The sequence below is a fragment of the Stenotrophomonas sp. YJH_SMC_81 genome, from assembly GCF_059370875.1.
This window is the reverse complement of the sequence record NZ_JCAFUB010000002.1, coordinates 242,431-265,473: the sequence shown is the minus strand read 5'-3', so window position 1 is coordinate 265,473 and position 23,043 is coordinate 242,431. Positions and strand designations below refer to the sequence as shown.

21 protein-coding genes are annotated in these 23,043 nt (G+C 68.5%); 13 read left to right on the top strand and 8 right to left on the bottom strand.

Annotated elements, in window-relative coordinates; translation table 11 throughout:
* The first annotated feature begins 23 nt into the window (after positions 1-23).
* Together AC5P8U_RS04810 and AC5P8U_RS04805 are read left to right on the top strand one after the other, a co-directional pair.
* Complete coding sequence (locus AC5P8U_RS04810; protein ID WP_005419594.1) at positions 24-524, top strand: PH domain-containing protein; 501 nt, start codon at positions 24-26, stop codon at positions 522-524.
* Complete coding sequence (locus AC5P8U_RS04805) at positions 521-2,059, top strand: PH domain-containing protein (protein WP_069139680.1); 1,539 nt, start codon at positions 521-523, stop codon at positions 2,057-2,059. The genes AC5P8U_RS04810 and AC5P8U_RS04805 overlap by 4 nt, the downstream gene beginning before the upstream one ends.
* A 131-nt stretch (positions 2,060-2,190) precedes the next feature.
* On the opposite strand, the gene AC5P8U_RS04800 is transcribed toward AC5P8U_RS04805, so the two are convergent.
* A complete protein-coding gene (locus tag AC5P8U_RS04800) occupies positions 2,191-3,249 on the bottom strand; it encodes a CDP-glycerol glycerophosphotransferase family protein (protein ID WP_495213946.1) in 1,059 nt (352 codons plus the stop codon).
* Here AC5P8U_RS04800 and AC5P8U_RS04795 point away from each other — a divergent pair.
* On the top strand, positions 3,248-4,054 hold the full coding sequence (locus AC5P8U_RS04795) for a glycosyltransferase family 2 protein (RefSeq protein ID WP_188240583.1): 807 nt from the start codon (positions 3,248-3,250) through the stop codon (positions 4,052-4,054). The two genes, AC5P8U_RS04800 and AC5P8U_RS04795, sit on opposite strands and share 2 nt — an antisense overlap.
* 30 nt (positions 4,055-4,084) lie before the next feature.
* On the opposite strand, the gene AC5P8U_RS04790 is transcribed toward AC5P8U_RS04795, so the two are convergent.
* The 5 genes from AC5P8U_RS04790 to def all read right to left on the bottom strand — a co-directional run bounded on the left by AC5P8U_RS04790 (position 4,085) and on the right by def (position 10,117).
* Positions 4,085-5,341 carry an O-antigen ligase family protein gene (locus AC5P8U_RS04790; protein ID WP_072167254.1) on the bottom strand — a complete coding sequence of 419 codons (1,257 nt, stop codon included), beginning with the start codon at positions 5,339-5,341 and terminating at the stop codon, positions 4,085-4,087.
* A 152-nt stretch (positions 5,342-5,493) separates the two neighbouring features.
* Complete coding sequence (locus tag AC5P8U_RS04785) at positions 5,494-7,203, bottom strand: ArnT family glycosyltransferase (RefSeq protein ID WP_188240582.1); 1,710 nt, start codon at positions 7,201-7,203, stop codon at positions 5,494-5,496.
* Between the two features lie 22 nt (positions 7,204-7,225).
* On the bottom strand, positions 7,226-8,557 hold the full coding sequence (gene rsmB / locus AC5P8U_RS04780) for a 16S rRNA (cytosine(967)-C(5))-methyltransferase RsmB (RefSeq protein ID WP_065196856.1): 1,332 nt from the start codon (positions 8,555-8,557) through the stop codon (positions 7,226-7,228).
* Positions 8,558-8,560: 3 nt separating this feature from the next.
* Positions 8,561-9,484 carry a methionyl-tRNA formyltransferase gene (gene fmt, locus AC5P8U_RS04775; protein ID WP_072167257.1) on the bottom strand — a complete coding sequence of 308 codons (924 nt, stop codon included), beginning with the start codon at positions 9,482-9,484 and terminating at the stop codon, positions 8,561-8,563.
* A gap of 120 nt (positions 9,485-9,604) precedes the next feature.
* Positions 9,605-10,117, bottom strand: coding sequence for a peptide deformylase (gene def / locus AC5P8U_RS04770; RefSeq protein WP_005419619.1), 513 nt, complete (start codon positions 10,115-10,117; stop codon positions 9,605-9,607).
* 126 nt (positions 10,118-10,243) lie between these two features.
* On the opposite strand from def, the gene AC5P8U_RS04765 reads away from it, so the two are divergent.
* From AC5P8U_RS04765 to AC5P8U_RS04725, 9 genes are all read left to right on the top strand, one after another.
* Positions 10,244-11,374: a LysM peptidoglycan-binding domain-containing protein gene (locus tag AC5P8U_RS04765; protein WP_072167258.1), complete on the top strand. Its 1,131-nt coding sequence runs from the start codon at positions 10,244-10,246 to the stop codon at positions 11,372-11,374.
* Between the two features lie 110 nt (positions 11,375-11,484).
* The gene (dprA, locus tag AC5P8U_RS04760) at positions 11,485-12,612 is read left to right on the top strand and encodes a DNA-processing protein DprA (protein ID WP_072167259.1); all 1,128 of its coding nucleotides are present in this window, start codon (positions 11,485-11,487) and stop codon (positions 12,610-12,612) included.
* A 43-nt stretch (positions 12,613-12,655) separates the two neighbouring features.
* Positions 12,656-13,129, top strand: coding sequence for a DUF494 family protein (locus tag AC5P8U_RS04755; RefSeq protein WP_005419622.1), 474 nt, complete (start codon positions 12,656-12,658; stop codon positions 13,127-13,129).
* Between the two features lie 39 nt (positions 13,130-13,168).
* The gene (locus AC5P8U_RS04750; protein WP_053496977.1) at positions 13,169-13,927 is read left to right on the top strand and encodes a pilin; all 759 of its coding nucleotides are present in this window, start codon (positions 13,169-13,171) and stop codon (positions 13,925-13,927) included.
* A gap of 49 nt (positions 13,928-13,976) precedes the next feature.
* Positions 13,977-14,906 carry an RDD family protein gene (locus AC5P8U_RS04745; RefSeq protein ID WP_005419625.1) on the top strand — a complete coding sequence of 310 codons (930 nt, stop codon included), beginning with the start codon at positions 13,977-13,979 and terminating at the stop codon, positions 14,904-14,906.
* Positions 14,907-15,099: 193 nt separating this feature from the next.
* The gene (locus AC5P8U_RS04740) at positions 15,100-17,583 is read left to right on the top strand and encodes a DNA topoisomerase I (protein WP_188240579.1); all 2,484 of its coding nucleotides are present in this window, start codon (positions 15,100-15,102) and stop codon (positions 17,581-17,583) included.
* Between the two features lie 131 nt (positions 17,584-17,714).
* A complete protein-coding gene (gene tsaC / locus AC5P8U_RS04735) occupies positions 17,715-18,305 on the top strand; it encodes an L-threonylcarbamoyladenylate synthase type 1 TsaC (RefSeq protein ID WP_005419629.1) in 591 nt (196 codons plus the stop codon).
* A 43-nt stretch (positions 18,306-18,348) separates the two neighbouring features.
* Positions 18,349-19,038, top strand: a complete 690-nt coding sequence (locus AC5P8U_RS04730; protein WP_188240578.1) for a DUF4124 domain-containing protein — start codon at positions 18,349-18,351, stop codon at positions 19,036-19,038.
* A 34-nt stretch (positions 19,039-19,072) separates the two neighbouring features.
* Positions 19,073-19,783: a hypothetical protein gene (locus tag AC5P8U_RS04725; protein WP_088496606.1), complete on the top strand. Its 711-nt coding sequence runs from the start codon at positions 19,073-19,075 to the stop codon at positions 19,781-19,783.
* Positions 19,784-19,879: 96 nt separating this feature from the next.
* Here the strand turns inward: AC5P8U_RS04725 and AC5P8U_RS04720 are convergent, their stop codons facing one another.
* Positions 19,880-20,656, bottom strand: a complete 777-nt coding sequence (locus AC5P8U_RS04720) for an SDR family oxidoreductase (protein ID WP_014038643.1) — start codon at positions 20,654-20,656, stop codon at positions 19,880-19,882.
* A gap of 111 nt (positions 20,657-20,767) precedes the next feature.
* On the opposite strand from AC5P8U_RS04720, the gene AC5P8U_RS04715 reads away from it, so the two are divergent.
* Positions 20,768-20,980 (top strand): hypothetical protein, encoded by a 213-nt coding sequence (locus tag AC5P8U_RS04715; RefSeq protein ID WP_005419638.1) that lies wholly within the window; start codon positions 20,768-20,770, stop codon positions 20,978-20,980.
* A gap of 125 nt (positions 20,981-21,105) precedes the next feature.
* Here AC5P8U_RS04715 and sppA read toward each other — a convergent pair whose 3' ends face one another.
* Positions 21,106-23,028, bottom strand: coding sequence for a signal peptide peptidase SppA (gene sppA / locus AC5P8U_RS04710; protein ID WP_061478137.1), 1,923 nt, complete (start codon positions 23,026-23,028; stop codon positions 21,106-21,108).
* Positions 23,029-23,043: the final 15 nt, after the last annotated feature.

Here is a 23,043-nt window from a genome sequence, read left to right as displayed (position 1 = left end):
CCCTGCCACCTGACGGAGCCCGCGTGACCGACGTCGCCCCTATCGCCCCGACCACCGAAGCCTGGCAATCGCTGCCGCAACGTGCCGCCCGCCTGGCCGCACTGGAAGGCGCCTTCGGCGGACTGTTCGTACCGGGTCTGCCACTGGCCGCAGCTGCCTGGTTCTTCGATCTGCCCGGCGGCCTGTGGACTGCCGCCCTGGGGCTGCTGATCGGCATCCTCTTCGGCGCCTGGCTCGGCCGCCGGCGACTGACCCGCACCCGCTGGCGCCTGGATGACCAGGGCCTGGGCCTGCGCCGCGACCTGATGTGGCAGCTGGAAACCCGCATTCCCATATCGCGCGTACAGCACCTGGACCTGCGCCGGGGCCCGTTGGAGCGCCGTGCCGGCCTGGCCACGCTGATCGTGCACACTGCCGGCACCCGCATGAGCGCGGTCACCGTCAACGGCCTGGATGAAGCCGACGCCGAGCGCCTGCGCGACACCCTCTCGCACCAGCTCGACCAGGACGCCGACGCCCTGTGAGCCTGCCGCCGCCCCTGCCCGCATCGCTGCCTGCCGGTGGCGAGGACCATCGCCTGCACCCGTGGTCGTGGTTGTTCGTGCTGCTGATGCAGCTGCGACACTACTTCCTGCCGCTGGTCGCGCTGCTGGTGTTCGGCCAGCGTGGCGAGCGCGACCCGATGTGGGCGCAGTTGATTCCACTGTCGGCGATCGCGGCACTGGTGCTGGTCTCGGTGCTGCAGTACCTCAGCTACCGCTACCGCATCGGCAGCGATGCCATCACCGTGCGCAGCGGGCTGCTGGCGCGCAACCGCCGTGAGATCCCGTTCGCCCGCATCCACAACGTGGAAGTGCGGCAGAACCCGTTGCACCGGCTGTTCGGTGTGGCCGAGCTGCGCCTGGAATCGGCCGGCGGCGTGCGGCCGGAAGCCGAGATGCGGGTACTGAGGCTGGACCAGGCGCTGGCGCTGGAACGGCTGGTGCGCCAGCGTGGGCAGGCACCGCAGCCCGCCGGCGTCGTCGCCACGCCCTCGATCACCGGGACCGACACCGAACAGGTGCTGCTGCGCCTGTCGAGCTGGGACGTGGTGCGCATGGGCCTGCTCTCCAACCGCGGATGGGCACTGGCGATCGCCGCCTTCGGCGTGCTGTTCCAGACCGTGCCGCGGCCGGTGATGGACGCGGCCATCCAGCGTGGCGGCAGGGAGGCCTTCGGCTACGCAAGCCACCTGCATCCCGGCGTGGCCGGCGCCTTCCTGCTGCTGGCCGCAGCCCTGCTGCTGGGCTGGCTGGCGCTGCGGGCGTTGTCGGTGGTGCTGACCCTGCTGCGCTATCACGGCTTCACTCTCAGCGAGCAGGATCGCCGGCTGACCGTCTCGGCTGGCCTGGTCAGCCGAACCCGCAGCAGTGTCGCGCGTCGCCGCATCCAGGCCTGGACGCTGCACGAAACCACCCTGCATCGCTGGTTCGGCCTGCGCCAGCTGCGCATCGACAGCGCCGCCGGCGGCCCTTCGCGGGACCAGGACCGCGCCCTGCGCGAGCTGGCACCGCTGGCCCCGGCAATGCGCTGCGAGCAGTTGGTGCAGCACCTGCTGCCTCAACTGCAGTGGCCACCGGCGCAGTGGCAGTCCATTCCACAGCGTGGCTGGTGGCGGCTGTGCCTGGGCGCGCTGCTGCTGGTTCCCCTGCTGGCCGCCGCCGCGTACTGGCGCTGGGGATCATGGGGCCTGATCGTGCTGGCCTGGCTGCCGCTGGCGCTGCTGGTGGCCCACCGGCAGATGGCGCGCATGGGCTGGTATCTGGATGACCACTACGTCGCCGTGCGCGGCGGCTGGTGGAAGCGCTGGTGGCGCTGGGCCGAGCTGGACAAGGTGCAGGGCCTGCGCCTGCTGCGCTCGCCACTGGACAAGCTGCTGGGCACCAGCAGCCTGCAGCTGGATACCGCCGGCGCGCATGGCGATGTGGCATTGATCCTGCACTACCTGCCGCAGGCGCAGGCGCAACAGGTGATGGATCAACTGGCGGCCGCGCTGGCGCGGCGCAAGCTGCGCTGGTAGGTAGTGCCGGGCGCTGGCCGGCAACCGCAGACATCCCCGAGGTTGCCGGCCAGCGGCCGGCACTACCGCGGCCGGGGGCCGCGCATCCACGCATGGCGTGGATCTACTGTAGAGCCGAGCCCACGCTCGGCTTACCGCTGCGACGGCCCCCAATACCCCAGGTCCTTGCGGATCTGCAGGTCGCGTACCCAGCTGCCGAACGGCTTGCGCCGCAGCACGCCCATTTCACCGGACAGGAAATCCTCGGTAGCCGCAATCACGCGCTCGCTGGACAGGCCATCGCGGTACGGATGGATGGCATCGGCGTAGCGCACGATCTCCGCCTGCAGCGCGGCGTCGGGATGCAGCGCGCGCTGCAGCATCGCCGGCAGCTGCACCGGGTCGTCGAAGTCGATCATGTGCGGCTTGGGCACCCGGTTGCGGAAGGTCACCACCGGCTTGTGCTGGACGATGAACTCCGAAACGATCGAGGACGTATCGGACAACAGCACATCGGCGGCGCGCTGTGCGGCCATCACCTGCTCCGGCTCGATGAAGCGTGCATTGGCACCGGCCAGCGCGCGGTAGCGTTCGAACAATTCCGGTGGGCACTTCGGGTGCAGGGTCAGCAGCCAGTAGCGGTTGCCCTCGGCGATGTCGGCAGCAATCTGCGCATGCAGGTGCGGGGCTGCGCTCAGGCGTTCGGTGAAGGTCGAACCGAACAGGATCACCGGGCGTCCTCCAGCGGCGGCGCGCAGCGCGGCGCTCTCGCCACCATCGTCGCGGAACAGCGGATCCAGCTTCGGCCAGCCGGTCTCGGCCACCGCGAAGTGGCCCTGCAGGGCCGCGATCTCACGGAACGGCCCGGTGGTGGCCGGCCCCTGCGTGCAGTACAGGTCGAACATGCCGCGCACCCGGAAGTGGCCGCGCGCACTGTCCCGCTTCTCCACGTTGAAGCCATGGAACAGCTGCACCTTGGCTCCCGAAAGGAAGGTCGGCACCCAGTTGGCGGCGCTGAACACCGCTCGCGGCCGCATTGCCAGCGCCTGCTTGAGGCCGATGTTGGGCACGCCCGGCAGCTGGCTGCCGGCCGCGCCGCCCTCGAACCAGGCCGCCACCTCCTGCCCGGAGACGTGCAAGGCCTGCGCCAACGGGGCGAGAATAGGCAGCGCATAGCGCTCCGTCGCAAACAACAGGTACCCGGCCATCATGTCCTCCACGACCGCTCCCATCGAACGGCCTCGCATCTCGGCCTGCATTATCGCGTTCAACGAGGCCGGCCGCATCGGCGACTGCCTGGCCTCGCTGGCCTTCTGCGATGAGATCGTCATCGTGGACTCCTACTCCACCGATGCCACCGTGGCCATCGCCGAGGCCGCAGGCGCCCGCGTGCTGCAGCGCCCGTTCGACGGCTTCCGCAGCCAGAAGGCGTACTGCGTCGAGCAGGCCGGCCACGACTGGGTACTGTGCCTGGACGCCGATGAGCGGATCAGCCCGGAACTGCGTGCGGCCATCGAACAGGCCCGCGACGGTGGCTTCGCCGGCCATGCCGGCTATCGCTTCGCACGCCTGTCGGAGTACTTCGGCAAGTTCCTGCGCCATGGCAATGCCTACCCGGACCGGGTGATGCGCCTGTTCGACCGCCGCCGTGGCGGCTGGCGCGGCAAGCGCGAGATCCACGAGGCCGCCAGCGTCGATGGCAGTGTGGGTACCCTGCGCGGCGACCTGGTCCACTATCCCTACCGCTCCTTGCAGCAGCAGCTGGCCAAGACCGAGAAGTACGCGCGGATGATGGCCGAGCACGAGTTCGCGCGCGGTAAACGGGCCACGCTGGGCAAGCTGGTGCTGGCACCGGCCTGGCGGTTCTGGCGCGGCTTCGTGTTCCGTGGCGGCTTCCGCGACGGCTGGCATGGCCTGGTCTACGCTTATGTGCGCGCCAACTACGTGCGCCAGAAGACCATCATGCTGTGGATGCTGGGCAACGGCCAGGCCGTGGCCGACCCGCCGAACCCCTGATCGCCGGGCCCTGCCCGGCGCGCCGATGCGTCACGCCCCGGTGACTGCCCGGTGGCGCGCGCCTTCGACGATCGACAGGCCGGTCAGCAGGCCGACCAGGGTCACATAGAAACTGGCCGTCATCTGGTGCGCGAACATCGACTGGGTCAGGCCGCACAGCGCATAGGTGATCACCAGCATGATGCCGGCTGCGGCCGGCCCCCGGAAGGTCGTCCGTCCGCTGCGGCGATGAAGCCGCACGAACACCCCTAGCGGGATGCCATACACCGCCAGCAACAGCAGCAGGCCCGGTACGCCCTGGGTCGCTGCCCATTCGGCAACATCGTTGTGTGCATGCCCCAGGTGGCAACGCAACTCTTCCGGATTCTCACGGCAGACCGGCACGCGCAGCATCGCGCTGTCGAAATGCCCGATGCCAACGCCCACCAGCGGGTGATCGAGGAAGGTCTCCCAGGCCACCTGCAGGCGTTCCACGCGGGCACCGGCGGAAGAATCACTGTCGCCCAGTTCCATCCGCTGCACGTCACTGTGAAGCTCGCTCAGGCGCACCTGGTGACGCAGCTCCGGTACCGACAGCAGCAGGGTCGCACCGATCGCCAGCATGCCGGCCAGCACCGACAGGCGCGCCGCACCGGTGCGCCAGCGCAGGCTCAGTGCCAGCACCACCAGCAGCGCCAGGAGGGCGGCGAACACGCCGCGGCTGCCGGTCAGCACGATGGTGCCGCAGCCGGCGGCCATGCCGAGGATCACCAGCGACCAGCGCCGCGACGGGCGACAGAACACCAGCAGCACCATCAACACCATCACGATGTCGGCCAGCACGATGGCGTTGGTGAACAACTCTGCGCGCGCGGCGCCACCCAGCACCTGCCACAGCGACATCGCGAAGGTGGCGAGCAGGCCTGTCAATGATCCGTACCAGAGCCACCGCAGGTTGGGACGCAGCGCGCAGACCCAGAGCGCGATCCACGGGATCACCACGAATCGCGAGCGGTTGTCGACGTCACGCAGGCCCTGCTCGAACAACACCACCGACAGTACGCCGAGCGCCAGCACCGCCAGCATCAGCCAGGCCAGCACTTTCACCGGCTGACCGGCCATGCCGCGCGCGCGCCACAGCAGCTCCGGCGCCAGCAGCGTGCTGAGCAGCAGCAGCAGGCCATACGGCAGCAGGTTGATCGGCACGGTCAGCACCAGTGCCGGCAGGCAGAACAGGCCCAGCTGGGCCAGGCCGCGGGCCACCCCGTGACGCCCGCCGGCGGGAACGCCCAGCGGGTCGCCGGCCAAGGGGTTCAGGTTGTCCGGTGAAGCTGGCACGTCGGGAAGTATCGCTGCAATCTGCGGGAAGAACGGGAAGGACCAACGGGGGCCGTCCCAGCCTGCTGTTTTACTGCCTTTGGGCCCGCTTGGGCAGACTGGACAAGCCGGAATCGTGGTGGCTAGTCATGTTCCTGCAAACGCCGTTCACGTTCGCGCTCCTCTGCAGTGACCACGCAGGGCACCTTCACCGCTGCTGCCGGCACCAGCCACCAGCGCCGCCGGTTGGCCACGCCGGCCAGTTCAGAACGGTTGCGGTCGACGCACGACAGCATCGCGTATTCGTGCACCAGCAACCAGCGGCGTCCGGGCGCCAGCCGCTGCCAGCGCGTGGCCGCAATCAGCTGCTCGTCCCAGTCCGTCTCGAAACCGAAGGTCGCTGCAGGACGGTCGGCCAGCAGCAGATGCTGCTCCTTCCAGGCCACCAGCCCCAATTCGGCATCCGGGCCCAGACGGCTACCAACCGTGCGCATCAGGCCGCGGGCGGAACTGGAATCGTTCAGCAGCGGATAGCCGACCAGGCTGTACAGCACCCAGACCATCCCCAGGGTCGACACCAGCGCCAGATGCCGGCGACGGCCGCAGGCCAGCAGGCTCAATCCGCCCCACACGCCCATCGCCAGGATCGTCCAGGCCAGTGCGTCGACAGCGCCGGGCGCCAGCCCGCGGCTGTGGGTCAGGCGCAGCTCGAAGGCCGGCTCGCCCAGCACCGCCATCGCACCGGCCAGGGCCAGGCCCAGTGACAGCAGGCCGGTGAACACCCCCACCACGGCCTGAACGTCGAGCCGCCTCAGCAATCCAGGCAACAGCGGCGCCAGCACCAGGCAGAACATCGGCAGCGCCGGCAGGATGTACACATCGCGCTTGCCGGCCGGAATCGAGAAGAACAGCACCACCATCAGCCACCAGGCCAGCGGCAGCAGGTAGCGCGGGTCGCGACGGCGCAGCCGGCGGCGCCACGCCGGAATCGCCCAGGGCAGGGCCAGGAACGCCGGGATCCACATCAGCGGCATCGTCGCCAGGAAGTACCAGGCGGGCTGGTGGTGATCCCAGGAATGGGCGTAGCGCCGCGCCGTCTGCTGGAACAGGATGTCGTCCATGTAGGCCCGGTACTCGTCCGAGCCGGTGGCAAAGCCGGCCAGCAGCATCGGCGCCAGCCACAACGACACCGCCAGCAGGAAGGCCAGCGGCGCCAGCCAGAAACGCGTGTCGCGCGCATGCAGTCCCACCCGTGGCCACTGCAGCGCCGCGGCGATCGCCGCAGGCACGAGCATCAGCAGCGCCAGCATCCCCACGCCCTTGGTGATCACGCCGATGCCAGCAAAGAACCAGCCCAGCCACCACCAGCGCCAGCTGGGTCCCAGCAGAAGGTGGCGCAGCAGGCCGTAGTTGGCCAGGGTGATGAACAGCAGCAGCAGTGGGTCGATCTGCGCCTTCTTCGCCTGGAAGGTGAACTGCAGCGCGAACAGCAGCGCCCAGCCGGCGTACAGCCCCACCCGCCGCGTCCACAGGCGTCGCCCCAGGTCGACCACGCACCACAGCGTGCCCAGGGCCGCCAGCAGCGACGGCAGCAGGAAAGCGACGCGCCACTGCCCGACCAGGCTGTACAGCGTGGCCTGCCACCACATCAGCATCGGCGGCTTGTCCGAGTACAGCTCGGTGCCGCGATGCGGGAACAGCCACTGCCCGCTGTCGAACATCTGCTTGGCCACCAGCGCGAAGCGCGGTTCGTCCGACGGCCACGGATCACGAAGGCCCAGCCCGGCCCCCAGCACCAGCAGGGCCATCACCACGAACAACCACGTCTCGCGCGACGCGCGGGATTTCAGCATGGGACTCGGAACGTCAGCGGGGTCAGGCTGTTTTTAGCAGACGCGCGTAAAAGAAACCGTCAGCATCGTTGTCACCCGGCAGGCGCTGGCGCGCAATCCCCTCGCAATCGAGGCCGAATGTGTCATCCAGAGGCTGTGCCGCTGCGTCCGGATGCCACTTCAGGAAGGCTCGCACCTGATCGACGTTCTCGGCGCGCAGGATCGAACAGGTGGCGTACAGCAGCACGCCTCCCGGGCGCAGCATCGACCAGCAGGCCTCCAGCAGGCGGGCCTGCACGCCGACCAGCGCATCGATGTCCTCGGCGCGGCGGTGGAACATCACGTCCGGCTGGCGGCGGATCACGCCGGTGGCCGAGCACGGGGCATCCAGCAGGATGGCGTCGAACGGCGTGCCGTCCCACCAGGCCCCGGGATCGCTGGCATCGGCCACCCGGGTCTGCGCGCCCTCGCCCACACCGGTGCGGGTGTAGGTATCGCGGGCGCGCGCGAGGCGACGCGCATCGATATCGAGCGCCAGCAGGCGCAGACTGGGGTCACGTTCCAGCAGGTGCGCCGACTTGCCACCGGGCGCCGCACAGGCGTCCAGCACGCGGGCGCCGGTCGCGGGCGCCAGCGCGTCGGCTGCGCATTGCGCCGACAGGTCCTGTACCGACAGTGCACCGTCGGCAAAACCCGGCAGCTGGTTCACCGCAACGGGGGCTGCCAGGCGCAATGCATCGGCGCAGAGCGCGCTGGGTTCGGCGGCAATGCCCGCCTCGGCCAGTGCCGCCAGTGCCTTGTCACGGCCACCGTGCTGGCGGTTGGCACGCAGCCACAACGGTGCCGGTTGCAGGCTGGCGCTGAAAATCGCGTCGGCCTGTGCCGGCCAATCGCGCTCCACCGCATCGGCCAGCCATTCCGGGAAGGCATCGCGCGCCGGCTGCTCCGGGAAACCTTCGCGCTGCGCGCGGCGCAGGATCGCATTGACCAGGCCGGCCTGGCGCTCACGGCCCAGCGCACGCGCGGCATCGACCGTGGCCGACAGCGCCGCATGCGCCGGCAGTTCCAGCACGTCCAGCTGGGCGAAGCCCACCATCAACAGGGTGCGCAGGTCGGCGTCGCGCGCCGACAGCGGCTTCTGCATCCACGACTGCAAGGCAGCGTCATAGGTACTGCGGCGACGCAGGACCGCAAAGCACAGCGCTTCCAGCAGGGCACGATCGCGGCTGTCGGCCAGCTTCGGCAGCGCCCAGGCCAGTTCGGCCTTCAATGAACGGCCCCGGGTGAACACCTGTGCCAGCACACGCGCGGCCAGCATGCGCGTGGCCGCGCCCGGCGCCGCCTTGGCCACGGAGAAATCGTTCTGCTTCGACACCGCTTATGCTCCCACGCGCAGATCACGGCGGGCGTTGAGGTAGTCGGCGGCGGTGATCGCCTTGCCGCCTTCGCGCTGCAGCGTACGCAAGCGCAGTGCGCCCTGGCCACAGGCGATGTCGATGCCATCGCGGCTGGCCGCCAGCACCGTGCCCGGCGCTTGGCCGTGGGCCTCATCCAGCGCCACTGCGCCATGGATGCGCACGCGTTCGCCAGCCAGCGTCGCTTCGGCGATCGGCCACGGATTGAAGGCACGCACGGTACGCGCCAGCACATCGGCGCCCTGCGCCCAGTCCAGACGGGCTTCGGCCTTGTCCAGCTTGTGCGCATAGGTCACGCCCTGCTCCGGCTGCGGCCGCGCGATCGGCTTGATGCCGGCCCGCAGCAGGCCCAGGCCGTCGGACAGGACCTGTGCACCCAGCTCGGCCAGCTTGTCATGCAGCTGACCACCGGTATCGGTGGCAGCGATCGGCAGTTCCTGGTGCAGCAGCACCGGGCCGGTATCCAGGCCCGCTTCCATCTGCATCAGGCACACACCGGTCTTTGCGTCACCGGCCTGGATCGCGCGCTGGATCGGCGCAGCACCGCGCCAGCGTGGCAGCAGCGAGGCATGCACGTTCCAGCAGCCGTGGGTCGGGATCGCCAGTACCGCCTTGGGCAGGAGCAGGCCGTAGGCCACCACCACCATCAGGTCCGGCTGCAGGTCGCGCAGCTGCTGCTGTGCAGCCTCGTCCTTCAGTGATTCGGGCTGGTAGACCGGAATGCCACGGGCCACGGCCTCGAGCTTGACCGGCGACGGTGCCAGGCCACGGCCACGGCCGGCCGGCCGGTCAGGCTGGGTATAGACGGCCACGACCTCGTGGTGGCGCGCCGCGGCGCGCAGCGACGACACCGCGAATTCCGGCGTACCGGCAAAGACAATCCTCATGGCTACCCCACTTGCAGGATGGATTCGTGCAGGAAAGAAAACGGCGCCGTCGGCCGGCGCCGTGCAGCCCGCGCGCGTCGCGCAGGCACGGGCCACCCGAAGGGCGGCCCGGATGGGCGATCACGCCACGTGCTTGCGCTGCTTGGCCAGCTTCTTGCGGACCATCTCGCGCTTGAGCGGCGACAGGTAGTCGATGAACAGCTTGCCGTCCAGGTGGTCCATCTCGTGCTGGATGCAGGTGGCCAGCACTTCACCGGCCTCCAGCTGCTGTTCCTGGCCGTTGCGGTCCAGGTACTTCACGGTGATGGTGTCGGCGCGGGTGACGTCGGCGAAGATGCCCGGGACCGACAGGCAGCCCTCCTGGTACACCCGGCCCCCGTCCCTGGCGACGATTTCCGGGTTGATGAACACATGCGGTTCATTCTTTTCTTCGCTGACATCGATGACCATGAAGCGCTTGTGCACGTCCACCTGGGTGGCCGCCAGGCCGATGCCCGGGGCGTCGTACATGGTCTGGAACATGTTGTCGATCAGTTCCTGGAAGGCCGGCGTGGTGACTTCGGCGGCGTCGATCAACGCAGCCTTGGTACGCAGGCGCGGATCGGGGAACTCGAGAATGGGGAGAAGGGCCATGGCTGTTTCCGGATAGGGGGCCGGCACGCCGGCATACGTCGCAGATTCTAGCTCCAACGCTTGCCTTGCGCCCCGGTTTCTGGACTATAGTGCGCGGACCTGTTGGGGAATCAGGGCTTCACACCTATGTTGCTTCGTTTTCGTACGGTCGTCGCCGCGGCGATGCTGACCGTGGCTGCCTATGCTACCGCCGTGGAAGTGAATGGCGGGCACCCGGACACCTATGTGGTCCGAAAAGGGGATACGTTGTGGGATATCGCCGCACGTTTCCTGCAGAAGCCTTGGCTGTGGCCGGAGATCTGGCAAGCCAATCCGCAGATCGCCAACCCGCACCTGATCTATCCAGGTGACGTGCTGAGCCTGGCCTACCTGGACCGGGTGACCGTATCCCAGGCCGGCCCGCGCCAGGAGGCCCCGATCGACGCCATTCCGCTGGCCCAGGTCGAGCCGTTCCTGAAGCAGCTGAGCGTTGTCGACAGCATCAAGCAGCTGCCCTACGTGGTCGGCCTGGAGGACAGCCGCCTGCGCGTGTCCGGCGGTGACACCGTCTACGTGCGCCTGGCCGATGCCCAGGTGGGCCAGCGCTGGGCCGTGGTACGCCCGACCGTGCGGTACGCCCAGCCCAAGCCGACCGAAGACCTGACCGCCAATGGCGACGTGACCCCGGGCAGCGGCAACCTGTGGAAGGCCTACAACGCGCCCAACGCCCGCCGTGGCGTGCTCGGCTACGAGCTGGCCCAGGTCGCTACCGGCACCATCACCCAGATTGCCGGCGGCAAGGTCGAGGCCTCCACGCTGGTGCTGGACAAGAACGACGGCGGCCGCGAAGTGCGCGCCGGTGACCGCCTGGTGCCGGTCGAAGCCAAGCCGTACGACCTGCAGTTCATCCCTCATGTACCCGCTGCCGGTGTCGAGGGTGTGGACGTGCGCGTGCTGGCCGTCACCGACATGTTCAACGCCGGTGGCCCGCGCGACGTGATCGCGATCTCGGCCGGCCGTGCCCAGGGCGTGGACAACGGTACCGTGTTCTCGCTGTGGCGCCCGGGCCGCCATGTGGCGCACCGCATGAAGTACCCGGGCTCCTCGCGCATGGACGACTCGCTCAGCACCGGCGCGGGCCGGGTCTCGCTGCCGGACGAGTATGCCGCGCACGCGATGGTGTTCCGTACCTTCGACAACGTCAGCTACGCGCTGGTGATGCAGGGCGTGAAGCCGGTGCAGGTGGGTTACAACGCGCTGCACCCGGACGCAAAGTAACCGTTGCCGGGCGTGCCGGCCGCTGCCCGGCAGGCGTCTGCGGGAAAACCTGACGATCACATGCGAAGGCGCCCTAGGGCGCCTTTGTTGCGTGCGGCCGATAGTGGGGGATGACCACGCATGCATATGAGGCGCTGCTGCGCCTGTTGATGGCGGGAGGCGCACTGGCGCCACGACGGGCCCTGCTGCAGGCCGCGGGCGGTGCGCAAGCCGCCATCGCGCAAGGCCCGGCGAACTGGCGCGCGCACGGCTGCACGCCGGAGCAATGCGCCGCGCTGGAACGTCCCGACGCCCGGGCGTGTGCATCCGCCCTGCGCTGGCTGGAACAGGACAACCATCACCTGCTGCCCTGCACCGATCCGGCCTTTCCACCCTCGTTGCTGGAGGTGCCCAACCCGCCGCTGGCGCTGTTCGTCGCCGGAGACCCCAGCCTGGCCTGGCGCCCGTCGGTGGCGCTGGTCGGCAGCCGTTCCCCCACCCCGGGCGGGCGCGCACTGGCCGCGCGTTTTGCCGGCTGTTTCGTCGAGGCGGGCCTGGCGGTGACCAGCGGCCTGGCCGCAGGCATCGATGCGGCTGCGCACCAGGCCACGCTGGAGGCCGGTGGCTGCACCGTGGCGGTGATCGGCACGGGCCCTGACCGCGCCTATCCGGACAGCCACGCCCGGCTGCAGGCGCGCATCGCCGCCGAGGGCGTGGTGCTCAGTGAGTACCTGCCGGGTACGGCGGCCCGCCCAGGCCACTTCCCCGCGCGCAACCGGCTGGTAGCCGGGCTGGCGCTGGCCACCGTGGTGGTCGAGGCCGCGCAGCGATCGGGAGCGCTGATCACCGCGCGCCTGGCCGCCGAGGCAGGCCGCGAGGTCTGTGCCCTGCCCGGATCGGTGCTCAACCCGCGCGCGGCGGGCTGCCACCGCCTGATCCGCGAGGGCGCGGCGCTGGTCGAGCGCCCCGAGGAGGTTCTGGAACTGCTCGCCCCCGCCCTTCGCCAGCAGCTGCCGGGCTTGCAATCGCGGCTGGTCACCCCCACTGAACAGGCACTGCCGGCCCTCCTGCCGGCGCGCTGGGCCGACGACCCTGACTACCAGTGCTTGTGGCGAGCCCTGGACCACAACCCAAGCGGTATGGATTCACTGATCACGCGCTGTGGATTGACGGCGTCCCAGGTGTCCTCCATGCTGCTTGCCATGGAACTGGCGGGAATCGTGGTGTGCGTACACGGCCGCTACTGTCGAACTCCCTAGTTTCTTCACCTCCACAGCGTCGCGCGACGCAGGCCGAGGGGCAATGAAAGAGAGCATCCTGGATGTACTGCTGTACCTGTTTGAACACTATTTCAGCGAAGATGCGGACCTGATCCGTGACCGCGATTCGCTGCAGAACGGCCTGATCCAGGCCGGTTTCAGCCCCACCGAGATCAACAAGGCGTTCGACTGGCTCGATGCCCTGGCCGCCCAGCGGCCGAGCGTGGCCCAGGCGCGGGTCGACGGCCCCGTGCGCATCTACCATGGCCCCGAGCTGGACAAGCTGGATGTGGAATGCCGCGGCTTCCTGCTGTACCTGGAACAGCACGGCATCCTCGACGCCGACCAGCGCGAGCTGGTGCTGGACCGGGCGATGGCCCTGGACCAGGACGAACTGGACCTGGACGACCTGAAATGGGTCGTGCTGATGGTGCTGTTCAACCAGCCCGGCTCCGAAGCGGCCTATGCCTGGATGGAGACGCAGATGTTCATGGACGAGCCAGAACCCCTTCACTGACCGTACACTTGGGGGCATAGCGCATTCAGGAGCGTCCCCGTGAGCGAGTGGTTCCATGCAGAAGGCAACCGGCAGCAAGGCCCGCTGCCGGCGGAACAGTTGGTCGAGTTGTTCCGAAACAACCAGATCTCCCTGGACACCCTGGTCTGGCGCGACGGCCTGCCGCAATGGCAGCCGTTGCGTACCGTGGTCGACGAGCTGGGCCTGATCGTGCCGGCACTGGACGTTGCTGCGCCGGCCCAGCAACCCGAGCCGGAACCGGAACCGGTGGCCCCCCCTCCGCCGCAGCCGCCTGTGCTGCCGCCGTCCACGCCCTATGCCACCCAAGCGGCAGCCGGGGTTCTGCCACCGCCGAAGAAGAAGCTCTCCGGTTGCGCCCTGACCGCGATCATCGGCGGCGGCCTGCTGCTGGTACTGGTACCGATCATGGCCATCCTCGCGGCGATCGCCCTGCCCGCATACAACGACTACACCGTGCGTGCCAGGATCGCGACCGCGGTCAATGCCCTGCAGCCGCTGAAACAGCAGGTGCAGCACTTCGCCGACGATGAAGGCCGCTGCCCCGGCGCCAACGATGCCGGTTTCCCGGCCCCGGGTGACTTCACCCAGGCCGGCCTGTCGGCGGTGAACATCGGCCGCTTCAACAACGGTCACTGTGGCATCGAAGCAACGCTGGCCGTGCCCGGCAAGAGCCTCGATGGCGACCTGCTGTGGCTGGAATATGATCGCGACAGCGGCCGCTGGGAATGCAGCGGTGAAAGCGACGACAAGTACCTGCCGACGTCGTGCCGCGGCTGAGCCACGCGCACGGCAGCACCTCCAAGGACGATCCAACAGGGAACATGCAATGACTGAGTGGTACTACGCCGTAGGACAGCAACGCCAGGGCCCGCTGTCGGTCCAGGAGATCCGCCAGCGCTTCCAGCGCGGCGAACTGAACCTGGACACCCTGGTCTGGCGCGAAGGCATGGCCCAGTGGGCTGCACTGCGCCAGGTGGTCGATGAACTGGGCCTGCAGACGCTGGCCGACGCCAGCACCGCCACTGCCAGTGGCGGCTTCGACCTGCGCAGCGACTACGCCGCCATCGACAACGGCACTGCGCCGCTGCCTGGCACGGGCGCGCTCAGCAGCTCGCCCTACAACGCCCCGGCCGCCGCCGCTGCCGGTGGCGCGCGGCCGGTGATCGGCGGCGAGGTGGTCTACGCCGGCTTCTGGAAGCGCGTCGCGGCCTACATGATCGACTACTTCGTGCTGGCCGTGCCGGGCGGCATCATCGGCGCCATCATCGGCGTGGTGCTTGGCGCCAGCATGGGCGCGGTGGGCAGTGGCGAAACCTCCATCGAAATCGTCGCGCAGCTGGCCAGCGCGCTGATCAACATGGCCATCGGCGTGGCCTACTACACCTGGTTCCATTCCTCGCAGGGCGGCGCCACGCTGGGCAAGATGGCGGTCGGCATCAAGGTCGTGCGCAGCAACGGTGACCGCCTGACCCGTGGCCGCGCCTTCGGTCGCTACTGGGCCATGCTGCTGAGCAGCTTCACCCTGGGCATCGGCTTCCTGATGGCCGCCTTCACCGAGCGCAAGCAGGGCCTGCACGACATGATCTGCGACACCCTGGTGGTCGACCGCTGGGCCTACACCGACCAGCCGCAGCTGCAGCGCCATGAGCTGGGTACGGTCACCATCGTGATCCTGGTACTGACCGGCCTGCTGACGGTCGCGGGCCTGGTGCTGCTGGTGGCTGCGGTCGGCTTCATCGCCAAGATGGCCTCATGAACGGCCATCCTCACGTCTGGCTGCTTGACAGGGGCTGGCCGGGCGTGATTCCTCTAATAAGGTGAAACCTGAACGCCCGGCACACTACCGGGCGTTCAGCGTATTGATTTGTCCGTGGCCGCTTCACTAATGCGGCCGTTTGCTCCACCCTAGCGGCCCCTTCCCTGCGGCTCGCCCCACAGACACTGCTGCCATGCCCAAGCACCTGCTCATCGTCGAATCGCCGGCCAAGGCCAAGACGATCAACAAATACCTCGGCAAGGACTACACCGTCCTGGCCTCGTATGGGCATGTGCGTGACCTGATTCCGAAGGAAGGCGCGGTCGACCCGGACAACGGGTTCGCCATGCACTACGACGTGATCGACAAGAACGAGAAGCATGTCGATGCGATCGCGAAGGCCGCCAAGGGCGCCGACGACATCCTGCTGGCAACCGACCCGGATCGCGAGGGTGAAGCGATCAGCTGGCATATCGCCGAGATCCTGAAGGAACGCGGGCTGGTCAAGGACAAGCCGATGCAGCGCGTGGTGTTCACCGAGATCACCCCGCGCGCCATCAAGGAAGCGATCAGCCAGCCGCGCGCGATCGCCAGCGACCTCGTCGACGCCCAGCAGGCCCGCCGCGCGCTGGACTACCTGGTCGGCTTCAACCTGTCGCCGGTGCTCTGGCGCAAGGTGCAGCGCGGCCTGTCCGCCGGCCGCGTGCAGAGCCCGGCGCTGCGCATGATCGTCGAGCGCGAGGAAGAGATCGAAGCCTTCATCGCCCGCGAGTACTGGTCGATCGCTGCCGAGTGCGCGCACCCGTCCCAGCACTTCAATGCCAAGCTGGTCAAGCTGGACGGGCAGAAGTTCGAGCAGTTCACCGTCACCGATGGCGACACCGCTGAAGCGGCGCGCATGCGCATCCAGCAGGCCGCGCAGGGTTCGCTGCACGTCACCGACGTGGCCAGCAAGGAGCGCAAGCGCCGCCCGGCGCCGCCGTTCACCACCTCCACCCTGCAGCAGGAAGCCTCGCGCAAGCTCGGCTTCACCACCCGCAAGACCATGCAGGTGGCGCAGAAGCTGTATGAGGGCGTGGCCATCGGCGACGAAGGCACCGTCGGCCTGATTTCGTACATGCGTACCGACTCGGTGAACCTGTCGCAGGACGCGCTGGCGGAAATCCGCGACGTGATCGCCCGCGACTACGGCATCGCCTCGCTGCCGGACCAGCCCAACACCTACCAGACCAAGTCGAAGAACGCCCAGGAAGCGCACGAAGCGGTGCGCCCGACCTCGGCCCTGCGCACGCCGTCGCAGGTCGCCCGCTTCCTTACCGACGACGAGCGGCGCCTGTACGAGCTGATCTGGAAGCGTGCGGTGGCCTGCCAGATGATCCCGGCCACGCTCAACACCGTCAGCGTCGACCTGTCGGCCGGCAGCGAACACGTGTTCCGCGCCAGCGGCACCACCGTGGTCGTGCCCGGCTTCCTGGCCGTGTACGAGGAAGGCAAGGACAACAAGAGCGCCGAGGACGAAGATGAGGGCCGCAAGCTGCCCGCGATGAAGCCGGGCGACCGCATCCCGCTGGAACGCATCCTGGCCGAACAGCATTTCACCCAGCCACCGCCGCGCTACACCGAAGCGGCGCTGGTGAAGGCGCTGGAAGAGTACGGCATCGGCCGTCCCTCGACCTACGCCTCGATCATCCAGACCCTGCTGTTCCGCAAGTATGTGGAAATGGAAGGCCGCAGCTTCCGCCCGTCCGACGTGGGCCGCGCGGTGTCCAAGTTCCTGTCCAGCCACTTCACCCAGTACGTGGATTACGACTTCACCGCCAGGCTTGAGGACGAGCTCGATGCCGTCTCGCGCGGTGAGGAAGAATGGATCCCGCTGATGGCCCGTTTCTGGGAGCCGTTCAAGGAACTGGTCGAAGACAAGAAGGAATCGGTCGACCGCGCCGAGGCCAGTGGTGCGCGCGAGCTCGGCACCGACCCCAAGACCGGCAAGCCGGTCAGCGTGCGGCTGGGTCGTTTCGGGCCGTATGCTGCCATCGGCAGCACCGCCGAGGACGCCGAGGAAAAGCCGAAGTTCGCCTCATTGCGCCCCGGCCAGTCGATGCACACCATCTCGTTGGAAGACGCGCTGGAACTGTTCCTGATGCCGCGCGCGCTGGGCGAGGACAATGGTGAGCCGGTCAGCGTCGGCATCGGCCGCTTCGGCCCGTTCGCCAAGCGCGGCAGCACCTACGCCTCGCTGAAGAAGGAAGATGACCCGTACACCATCGACCTGGCCCGCGCCGTATTCCTGATCGAAGAGAAGGAAGAGATCGCGCGCAACCGGATCATCAAGGAGTTCGAGGGCAGCGACATCCAGGTGCTGAACGGCCGCTTCGGCCCGTACATCAGCGATGGAAAGATGAACGGCAAGATCCCCAAGGATCGCGAGCCGTCATCGCTGACCCTGGCCGAAGTGCAACAGCTGATGGAAGAAACCGGCAAGCCGGTGCGCAAGGGCTTCGGCGCCAAGAAAGCCGCCGCGAAGAAGGCGCCGGCCAAGAAGGCTGCAGTGAAGAAGGAAGCAGCGCCGAAGAAGGCCACGGCCAGGAAAGTGCCGGCCAAGAAGGCGGTGAAGAAAGCTGCCGCAAAGAAGGCACCGGCGAAGAAGGCTGTCAAGAAGACCGCTGCAAAGAAGTAGATCCACGCGATGCGCGGATGAGGGGTAGTGCCGGCCGCTGGCCGGCAACACCTGGAAGCCTCGGATGCCGGCCAGCGGCCGGCACTACCGAGCGGGCGCGTTCCACCCCTTCTGCACGCAGCGGGGGGATAATGGAGGCCCACGCCGGGCCGGTCGCCGTCATGAAAGAACTCACCCTGAACTCTGCTGTCGCCACGCTCCGCGCCGGTGGCGTGATTGCCTATCCGACCGAAGCGGTCTGGGGCCTGGGCTGCGATCCGTCACATGAAGCCGCGGTGCACGCGGTGCTGCGGCTGAAGCAGCGCCCGATCGAAAAGGGCATGATCCTGGTCGCCGCCGAACTGTCGCAGCTGGAGGGCTGGGTCCGCCTGCAGGCATTGCCCGACGCCCGCCAGCGCGCGGTGCTGGCCAGCTGGCCGGGCGCCAACACCTGGATCCTGCCGGCTGGTCCGCACGCGCAGCCCTGGGTCACCGGCGAACACAGCGGTATCGCGGTGCGCATCAGCGCCCACCCGCTGGTCGCCGCCCTGTGCCGCGCCTGGGGTGGCCCGCTGGTCTCCACCAGCGCCAACCTGGCCGGTGAACCACCGGCCCGCAGCCGTGCCGAGCTCGATCCGCGCCTGCTGCGCCTGCTCGATGGCCTCCTCGACGGCGAGACCGGCGGCCTGGCCCAGCCAACCCCGATCCGCGACGCGCTAAGCGGCAACGTGCTGCGCTCCTGAACCGACGATTGCACTGCCGCGGACAATCACGCACCCTGCCGCCATGAACCTGCTGCGCACCGCCCTGGGCCTGTGCCTGTTGCTGCCATGGACCGCACCCGCCGCCGAGGACGTGCGCGTGTACCGCTGTGTCGCCAGCAACGGCGCCGTGGCCCTGCAGGACAAGCCATGCAGCAGTGGCCGGCAGGAAGTGCGTGACCTGCAGCGCCCGCGCGACCCGGCCCCCCGGGTGGTGCGCAGCGACGCGGCACCCGCCCGGCCGGACGAGGTTCCGGTGATGCGTGATCGTGAGGTCCGCCACGTCTACCTCCAGCCACCACAACCGTTGTACGAGTGCGTAAGCGACGACGGTCGCCGCTACACCAGCGACAACAACGAGGGCAATCCGCGCTGGGTGCCGTTGTGGACCAGCGTCTGGCTCCCGCATGGGCACCACGGCCCGGTCCATCCCGGCCCACGCCCCGCCTTCGGCACGCCGGTCGCCCCCCCCATCGGTGAAGGAACCGGCTACCGGCCGCCAGCGGTAGGTGTCGGTGTACAGGTTCCGGCCGGCAGCGTGCTGGTCCGCGACAGCTGCCACGCGCTGCCGCCACAGGAAGTCTGCGCGCGCCTGCGCGACCGCCGCTGGGAACTGGACCGCCGCTACAACAGCGCGCTGCAGAGTGAACGCACCGCCATCAGCAACGAACAGCGTGGCATCGACGCGCGCCTGTCGCGCGACTGCGAACGCTGAGCGCAGCACCTGCCGTGGCATGTACGCTGTGCGCATGAAGAACCTGATCTGGCTGGCCCTGGGCCTGTTCGCCGGCAACGCAGTGGCCGACGACGGGGTGATCTACCGCTGCACCTCCAGCAACAGCGATGTGCCCACCCTGCAACGTACGCCCTGCCCTGGCGGCAGCAAGCAGCAGGTGGTGCGGATTCCGGCCGCTGCCAGTGCGTCGCCCACGCCGGCCCCTGTGCCGTCGCCACCCGAACCGGCGGCGGCGGGTATGCCGCCGGCTTCCGCGCCCAGCCCCCGCCGCCCCGGCGAAGGACGCACGATCATGGAAGCCGGCATGGTCGAACGCGAAGGCGGCGATCTGATACTCGACAGTGCATCGCTGCCACGCCAGGCCGATGCCGCGCCGGACAGCAATGCGCCGCCGAAGCCGCCGCTGCCGCCCATCTTCCAGTGCACCGACAGCCAGGGCGGTGGCTACCTGCACGAATACGAGGCTGCCCCCGGCCGCTGCGAACTGATGACCGTGCAGGGCCTGGGCGGCGCCACACCGGTCAACGCTGCAGGCTGCGAAGTGGTGCGCGACCGCTGCGAGGAACTGCCGGACGCGCAGCGCTGCAGCAGCTGGCAGCAACGCTTCCGCGACGCACGTGGCCGCGAGCGGTTCGCCTCGCCGGAGAACCGCGACAAGGCCCGGGGCGAACGCGAACGGTTGCAGGGCGTGCTGGAGGCCAGCAACTGCCCGGTACCGGGGTGACTGCCATGCGGTAGTGCCGGCCGCTGGCCGGCAATCGCAGGATCTTCAAAAATGGTTCCAGTTGCCGGCCAGCGGCCGGCACTATCCGCTGGAAGATCAGAACCCGTAGCGCAGGAAACCACCATCCACGGCGATGCACTCGCCGGTGACATAGCTGGCCGCCGGCAGGCACAGGAAGCCTACCGCGGCAGCCACTTCCTCCGGCTCGCCGATACGACGCATCGGCGTGCGATTGATGACTTCCTCGTAGTAGTCCGGGTCCGACAACGGACCGGACGTGCGCCGCGTGCGGATGTACCAGGGCGCCACCGCGTTGACCCGGATGCCATCCTCCGCCCACTCGACGGCCAGGTTGCGCGTCATCTGGTGCATCGCGGCCTTGGTCATGCCATAGACCACGCCACTGCGTACGTGGGTCAGGCCGGACACGCTGCCGACGTTGACGATGGACGACGACGCATGCCGCGCCAACAGCGGATGCGCGTAGCGCGACAGCTCGAAGGCCGAGAACAGGTTGGTCTCGAAGATCTTGCGCCATTCGTCCTCGGAATACTCCGTGGCCGCCTTGGTGACGTTGCCACCGGCGTTGTTGACCAGGATGTGCAGGCCATCGCTGTGGTCTTCCACCCAGTCCAGGATCTGCCGGCGGTCCTCGTCATCGGAGACATCGGCAGCCAGCGCGTGCACCTGGTGCTGCGGATACACGTCCAGCAGTTCGTCGCGCGCCGTCTCCAGCATATCGATGTCACGGCCCACGATCATCAGGTCGGCACCGAGGCCGGCCAGTTCGTGCGCGATGGCCAGGCCGATGCCGGCGCTGGCGCCCGTAATCAGGGCAGTCTGGCCGTCCAGGCGCCACCGTTGCTGGGTCATGTGTCCTCCGGGGCCGCGCCCGCTGTGTTTCGATGCCGCAAGGATACGCGCTCACGGCAGGGCGTTGCCGGAGATGCGACACTGCGCGAACGCCCACCGCGGAGTACCGCCATGCGCATCCTGATCCTGTTCTTGTCCCTGCTGGCCATCGTGCAGCTGGTGGCCTGCCAGCGTCCGCCGACGCCGAACCCGGAGAAGCCACCGGTACCCAAAGCGATGTCGCATGCGATGCAGGAGCCGCTGGACCGCGCCAAGGGCGCGCAGAAGGCCGTGGATGAAGCCGCCGCACGCGAGCGCAAGGCCGAGGCCGACGCGGCGCGATGACGAGTGGCCTATGGGGTCAGAGCCCTTTGCGAAGCCAAGGGATCAGACCCCATGAACGAGAACGCCCGGCCAAGGCCGGACGTTTCGCTGTCCAGTAGTTCCACGCCCTGCGTGGATGGCTTCCGTCAGAACCCGCAGAAGCAGTAAGCAAGCGCCTTCACCGGTGCGCCATTGCCCTTCTCGCGGGCCGCGTTCTCGACGAAGCGCAGCTGCGTGTCCACTTCCGGCATCGTGCGTGCCAGCATCATCCGCGCCATGCCCGAATCGGACAGCATCCAGGCACCGGCGCGGCTGCCGGCGAAACCGCTGACGAACTGTGCGAACGGCGTGGCCGCCTTCTCGATGTAGCGCACGCGATAAGCGTCGGCCTTGCCCAGCTTGGCACGGCTGGCAGCGTCGGCCACGGCATCCTTCAGGCCACCGAAGGCATCGACCAGGCCGCGTTCCTTGGCCTGCGCACCGCTCCACACGCGGCCGCGAGCCACCTCGTCCACCGCCTCGACCGGCTTCTTGCGGGCGTCGGCGACGCGGCCGGTGAAGTCGGCGTAGCCCTTGTTGATCACCGACTGGATGACCTGTCCCACGGCCGGGTCCATCGGGCGGGTGACATCGAATGCACCGGCGAAACGGGTGGTGCCGACACCATCGGTGTGCACGCCGATCTTGTCCAGCGCGCGGCTGAAGTTCGGCACCATGCCGAAGATGCCGATCGAACCGGTGATGGTCGACGGATCGGCGTAGATGCGATCGGCATTCATGCTGATCCAGTAGCCACCGGAGGCAGCCAGGTCGCCCATCGACACCACCACCGGCTTGCCGGCAGCCTGCAGCGCCACCACTTCACGGCGGATCTGCTCGGAGGCGAACACCTCGCCGCCCGGCGAATCGACGCGCAGCACCACGGCCTTCACGTTGTCGTCGTCGCGCGCGGCGCGCAACAGCGCTGAGGTCGACTCGCCGCCGATGCGGCCGGCCGGCAGGTCGCCACCGCTGATCTCGCCGGCAGCCACCACCACGGCCACCTGCGGACGCGAGTCCACCGGGTTGCGGCGCGCGTCGAGCAGGGCCAGGTAACGCCCGAAGTCGACGTTGCGGAAACCACCGTCGGCGTCTTCGTCGGCCACGCCGCGCTCGATCATCAGATCCTCGAACTCCTCGCGGGTCTTCAGCGCGGTCACCAGCTTCTGCTGCAGCGCGAACTTGGCCAGGTCGCCACCGGCGGCGGCAATGCCTTCCGGCAGCGTGTCGATGCCGGCAGCCAGCTGCGCCGGATCCAGGCGGCGCGCCTTGGCGATGTCGCCCAGATAGCGCTGCCACACATCGTTCATCCAGAACAGGTCGGCTTCCTTGGAGGCCGGCGACGCGGCGTCGAGCACGTACGGTTCGGCCGCGGACTTGTACTCGCCCACCTTGAACAGGTGCACGTCCACGCCCAGCTTGTCCTGCAGGCCGGTGCGGAAGTACTGGCGGTAGCGGCCGAGGCCTTCGAGCACGACCGAACCCATCGGGTCCAGGTAGACCTCGTCGGCCTGCGCGGCCAGCAGGTACTGCGACTGGCCCATGCTCTCGCTGTAGGCCACCAGCTGCTTGCCGGAGGCACGCAGATCCTGCAGCGCGGCGGCCACTTCGCGCAGCGAAGCGAAGCCGGACGGCTGCAGCTTGTCCAGCTCCAGCACCACGCGCTCGATCTTCTTGTCGTCCTTGGCCGACTCGATCACCCGCAGCAGATCGCGCAGCTGGATCTCTTCGGCACCGTTGTCACCCACTGCCTTGGCCAGTGCGCGGCTGACCGGATCGGCACTGAACTGCTCGACCAGGCGGCCCTCCGGCGCGATCACCAGGGTGGTGCGGTCCTGCAGCGACTTGCTGGCACCGGCGCCCATGCCGGCGGCGATGACGAACATCACCAGCAGCAGGAACAGCAGGCCGAAGAACACCAGGTTGAGGATCAACCGGCGGGTGAAGTTCATGACGTCCCACAGCCCGATGAAGAAACTGGCGACGGGGTTGCGACGCGCCGGGGGCAGCGGGGGCACGGGTTGATTCATGGAACGCTCCGGATG

Coding starts and splice junctions, on each gene's coding strand:
- AC5P8U_RS04785 (WP_188240582.1), bottom strand. CDS start 7,203: ATGCTGAAATCCCGCGCGTCGCGCGAGACGTGGTTGTTCGTGGTGATG.
- AC5P8U_RS04745 (WP_005419625.1), top strand. CDS start 13,977: ATGACTGAGTGGTACTACGCCGTAGGACAGCAACGCCAGGGCCCGCTG.
- sppA (WP_061478137.1), bottom strand. CDS start 23,028: ATGAATCAACCCGTGCCCCCGCTGCCCCCGGCGCGTCGCAACCCCGTC.
- dprA (WP_072167259.1), top strand. CDS start 11,485: ATGACCACGCATGCATATGAGGCGCTGCTGCGCCTGTTGATGGCGGGA.
- def (WP_005419619.1), bottom strand. CDS start 10,117: ATGGCCCTTCTCCCCATTCTCGAGTTCCCCGATCCGCGCCTGCGTACC.
- AC5P8U_RS04720 (WP_014038643.1), bottom strand. CDS start 20,656: ATGACCCAGCAACGGTGGCGCCTGGACGGCCAGACTGCCCTGATTACG.
- AC5P8U_RS04755 (WP_005419622.1), top strand. CDS start 12,656: ATGAAAGAGAGCATCCTGGATGTACTGCTGTACCTGTTTGAACACTAT.
- fmt (WP_072167257.1), bottom strand. CDS start 9,484: ATGAGGATTGTCTTTGCCGGTACGCCGGAATTCGCGGTGTCGTCGCTG.
- AC5P8U_RS04715 (WP_005419638.1), top strand. CDS start 20,768: ATGCGCATCCTGATCCTGTTCTTGTCCCTGCTGGCCATCGTGCAGCTG.
- AC5P8U_RS04795 (WP_188240583.1), top strand. CDS start 3,248: ATGTCCTCCACGACCGCTCCCATCGAACGGCCTCGCATCTCGGCCTGC.
- tsaC (WP_005419629.1), top strand. CDS start 17,715: ATGGAGGCCCACGCCGGGCCGGTCGCCGTCATGAAAGAACTCACCCTG.
- AC5P8U_RS04800 (WP_495213946.1), bottom strand. CDS start 3,249: ATGATGGCCGGGTACCTGTTGTTTGCGACGGAGCGCTATGCGCTGCCT.
- AC5P8U_RS04725 (WP_088496606.1), top strand. CDS start 19,073: ATGAAGAACCTGATCTGGCTGGCCCTGGGCCTGTTCGCCGGCAACGCA.
- AC5P8U_RS04740 (WP_188240579.1), top strand. CDS start 15,100: ATGCCCAAGCACCTGCTCATCGTCGAATCGCCGGCCAAGGCCAAGACG.
- AC5P8U_RS04765 (WP_072167258.1), top strand. CDS start 10,244: ATGTTGCTTCGTTTTCGTACGGTCGTCGCCGCGGCGATGCTGACCGTG.
- AC5P8U_RS04730 (WP_188240578.1), top strand. CDS start 18,349: ATGAACCTGCTGCGCACCGCCCTGGGCCTGTGCCTGTTGCTGCCATGG.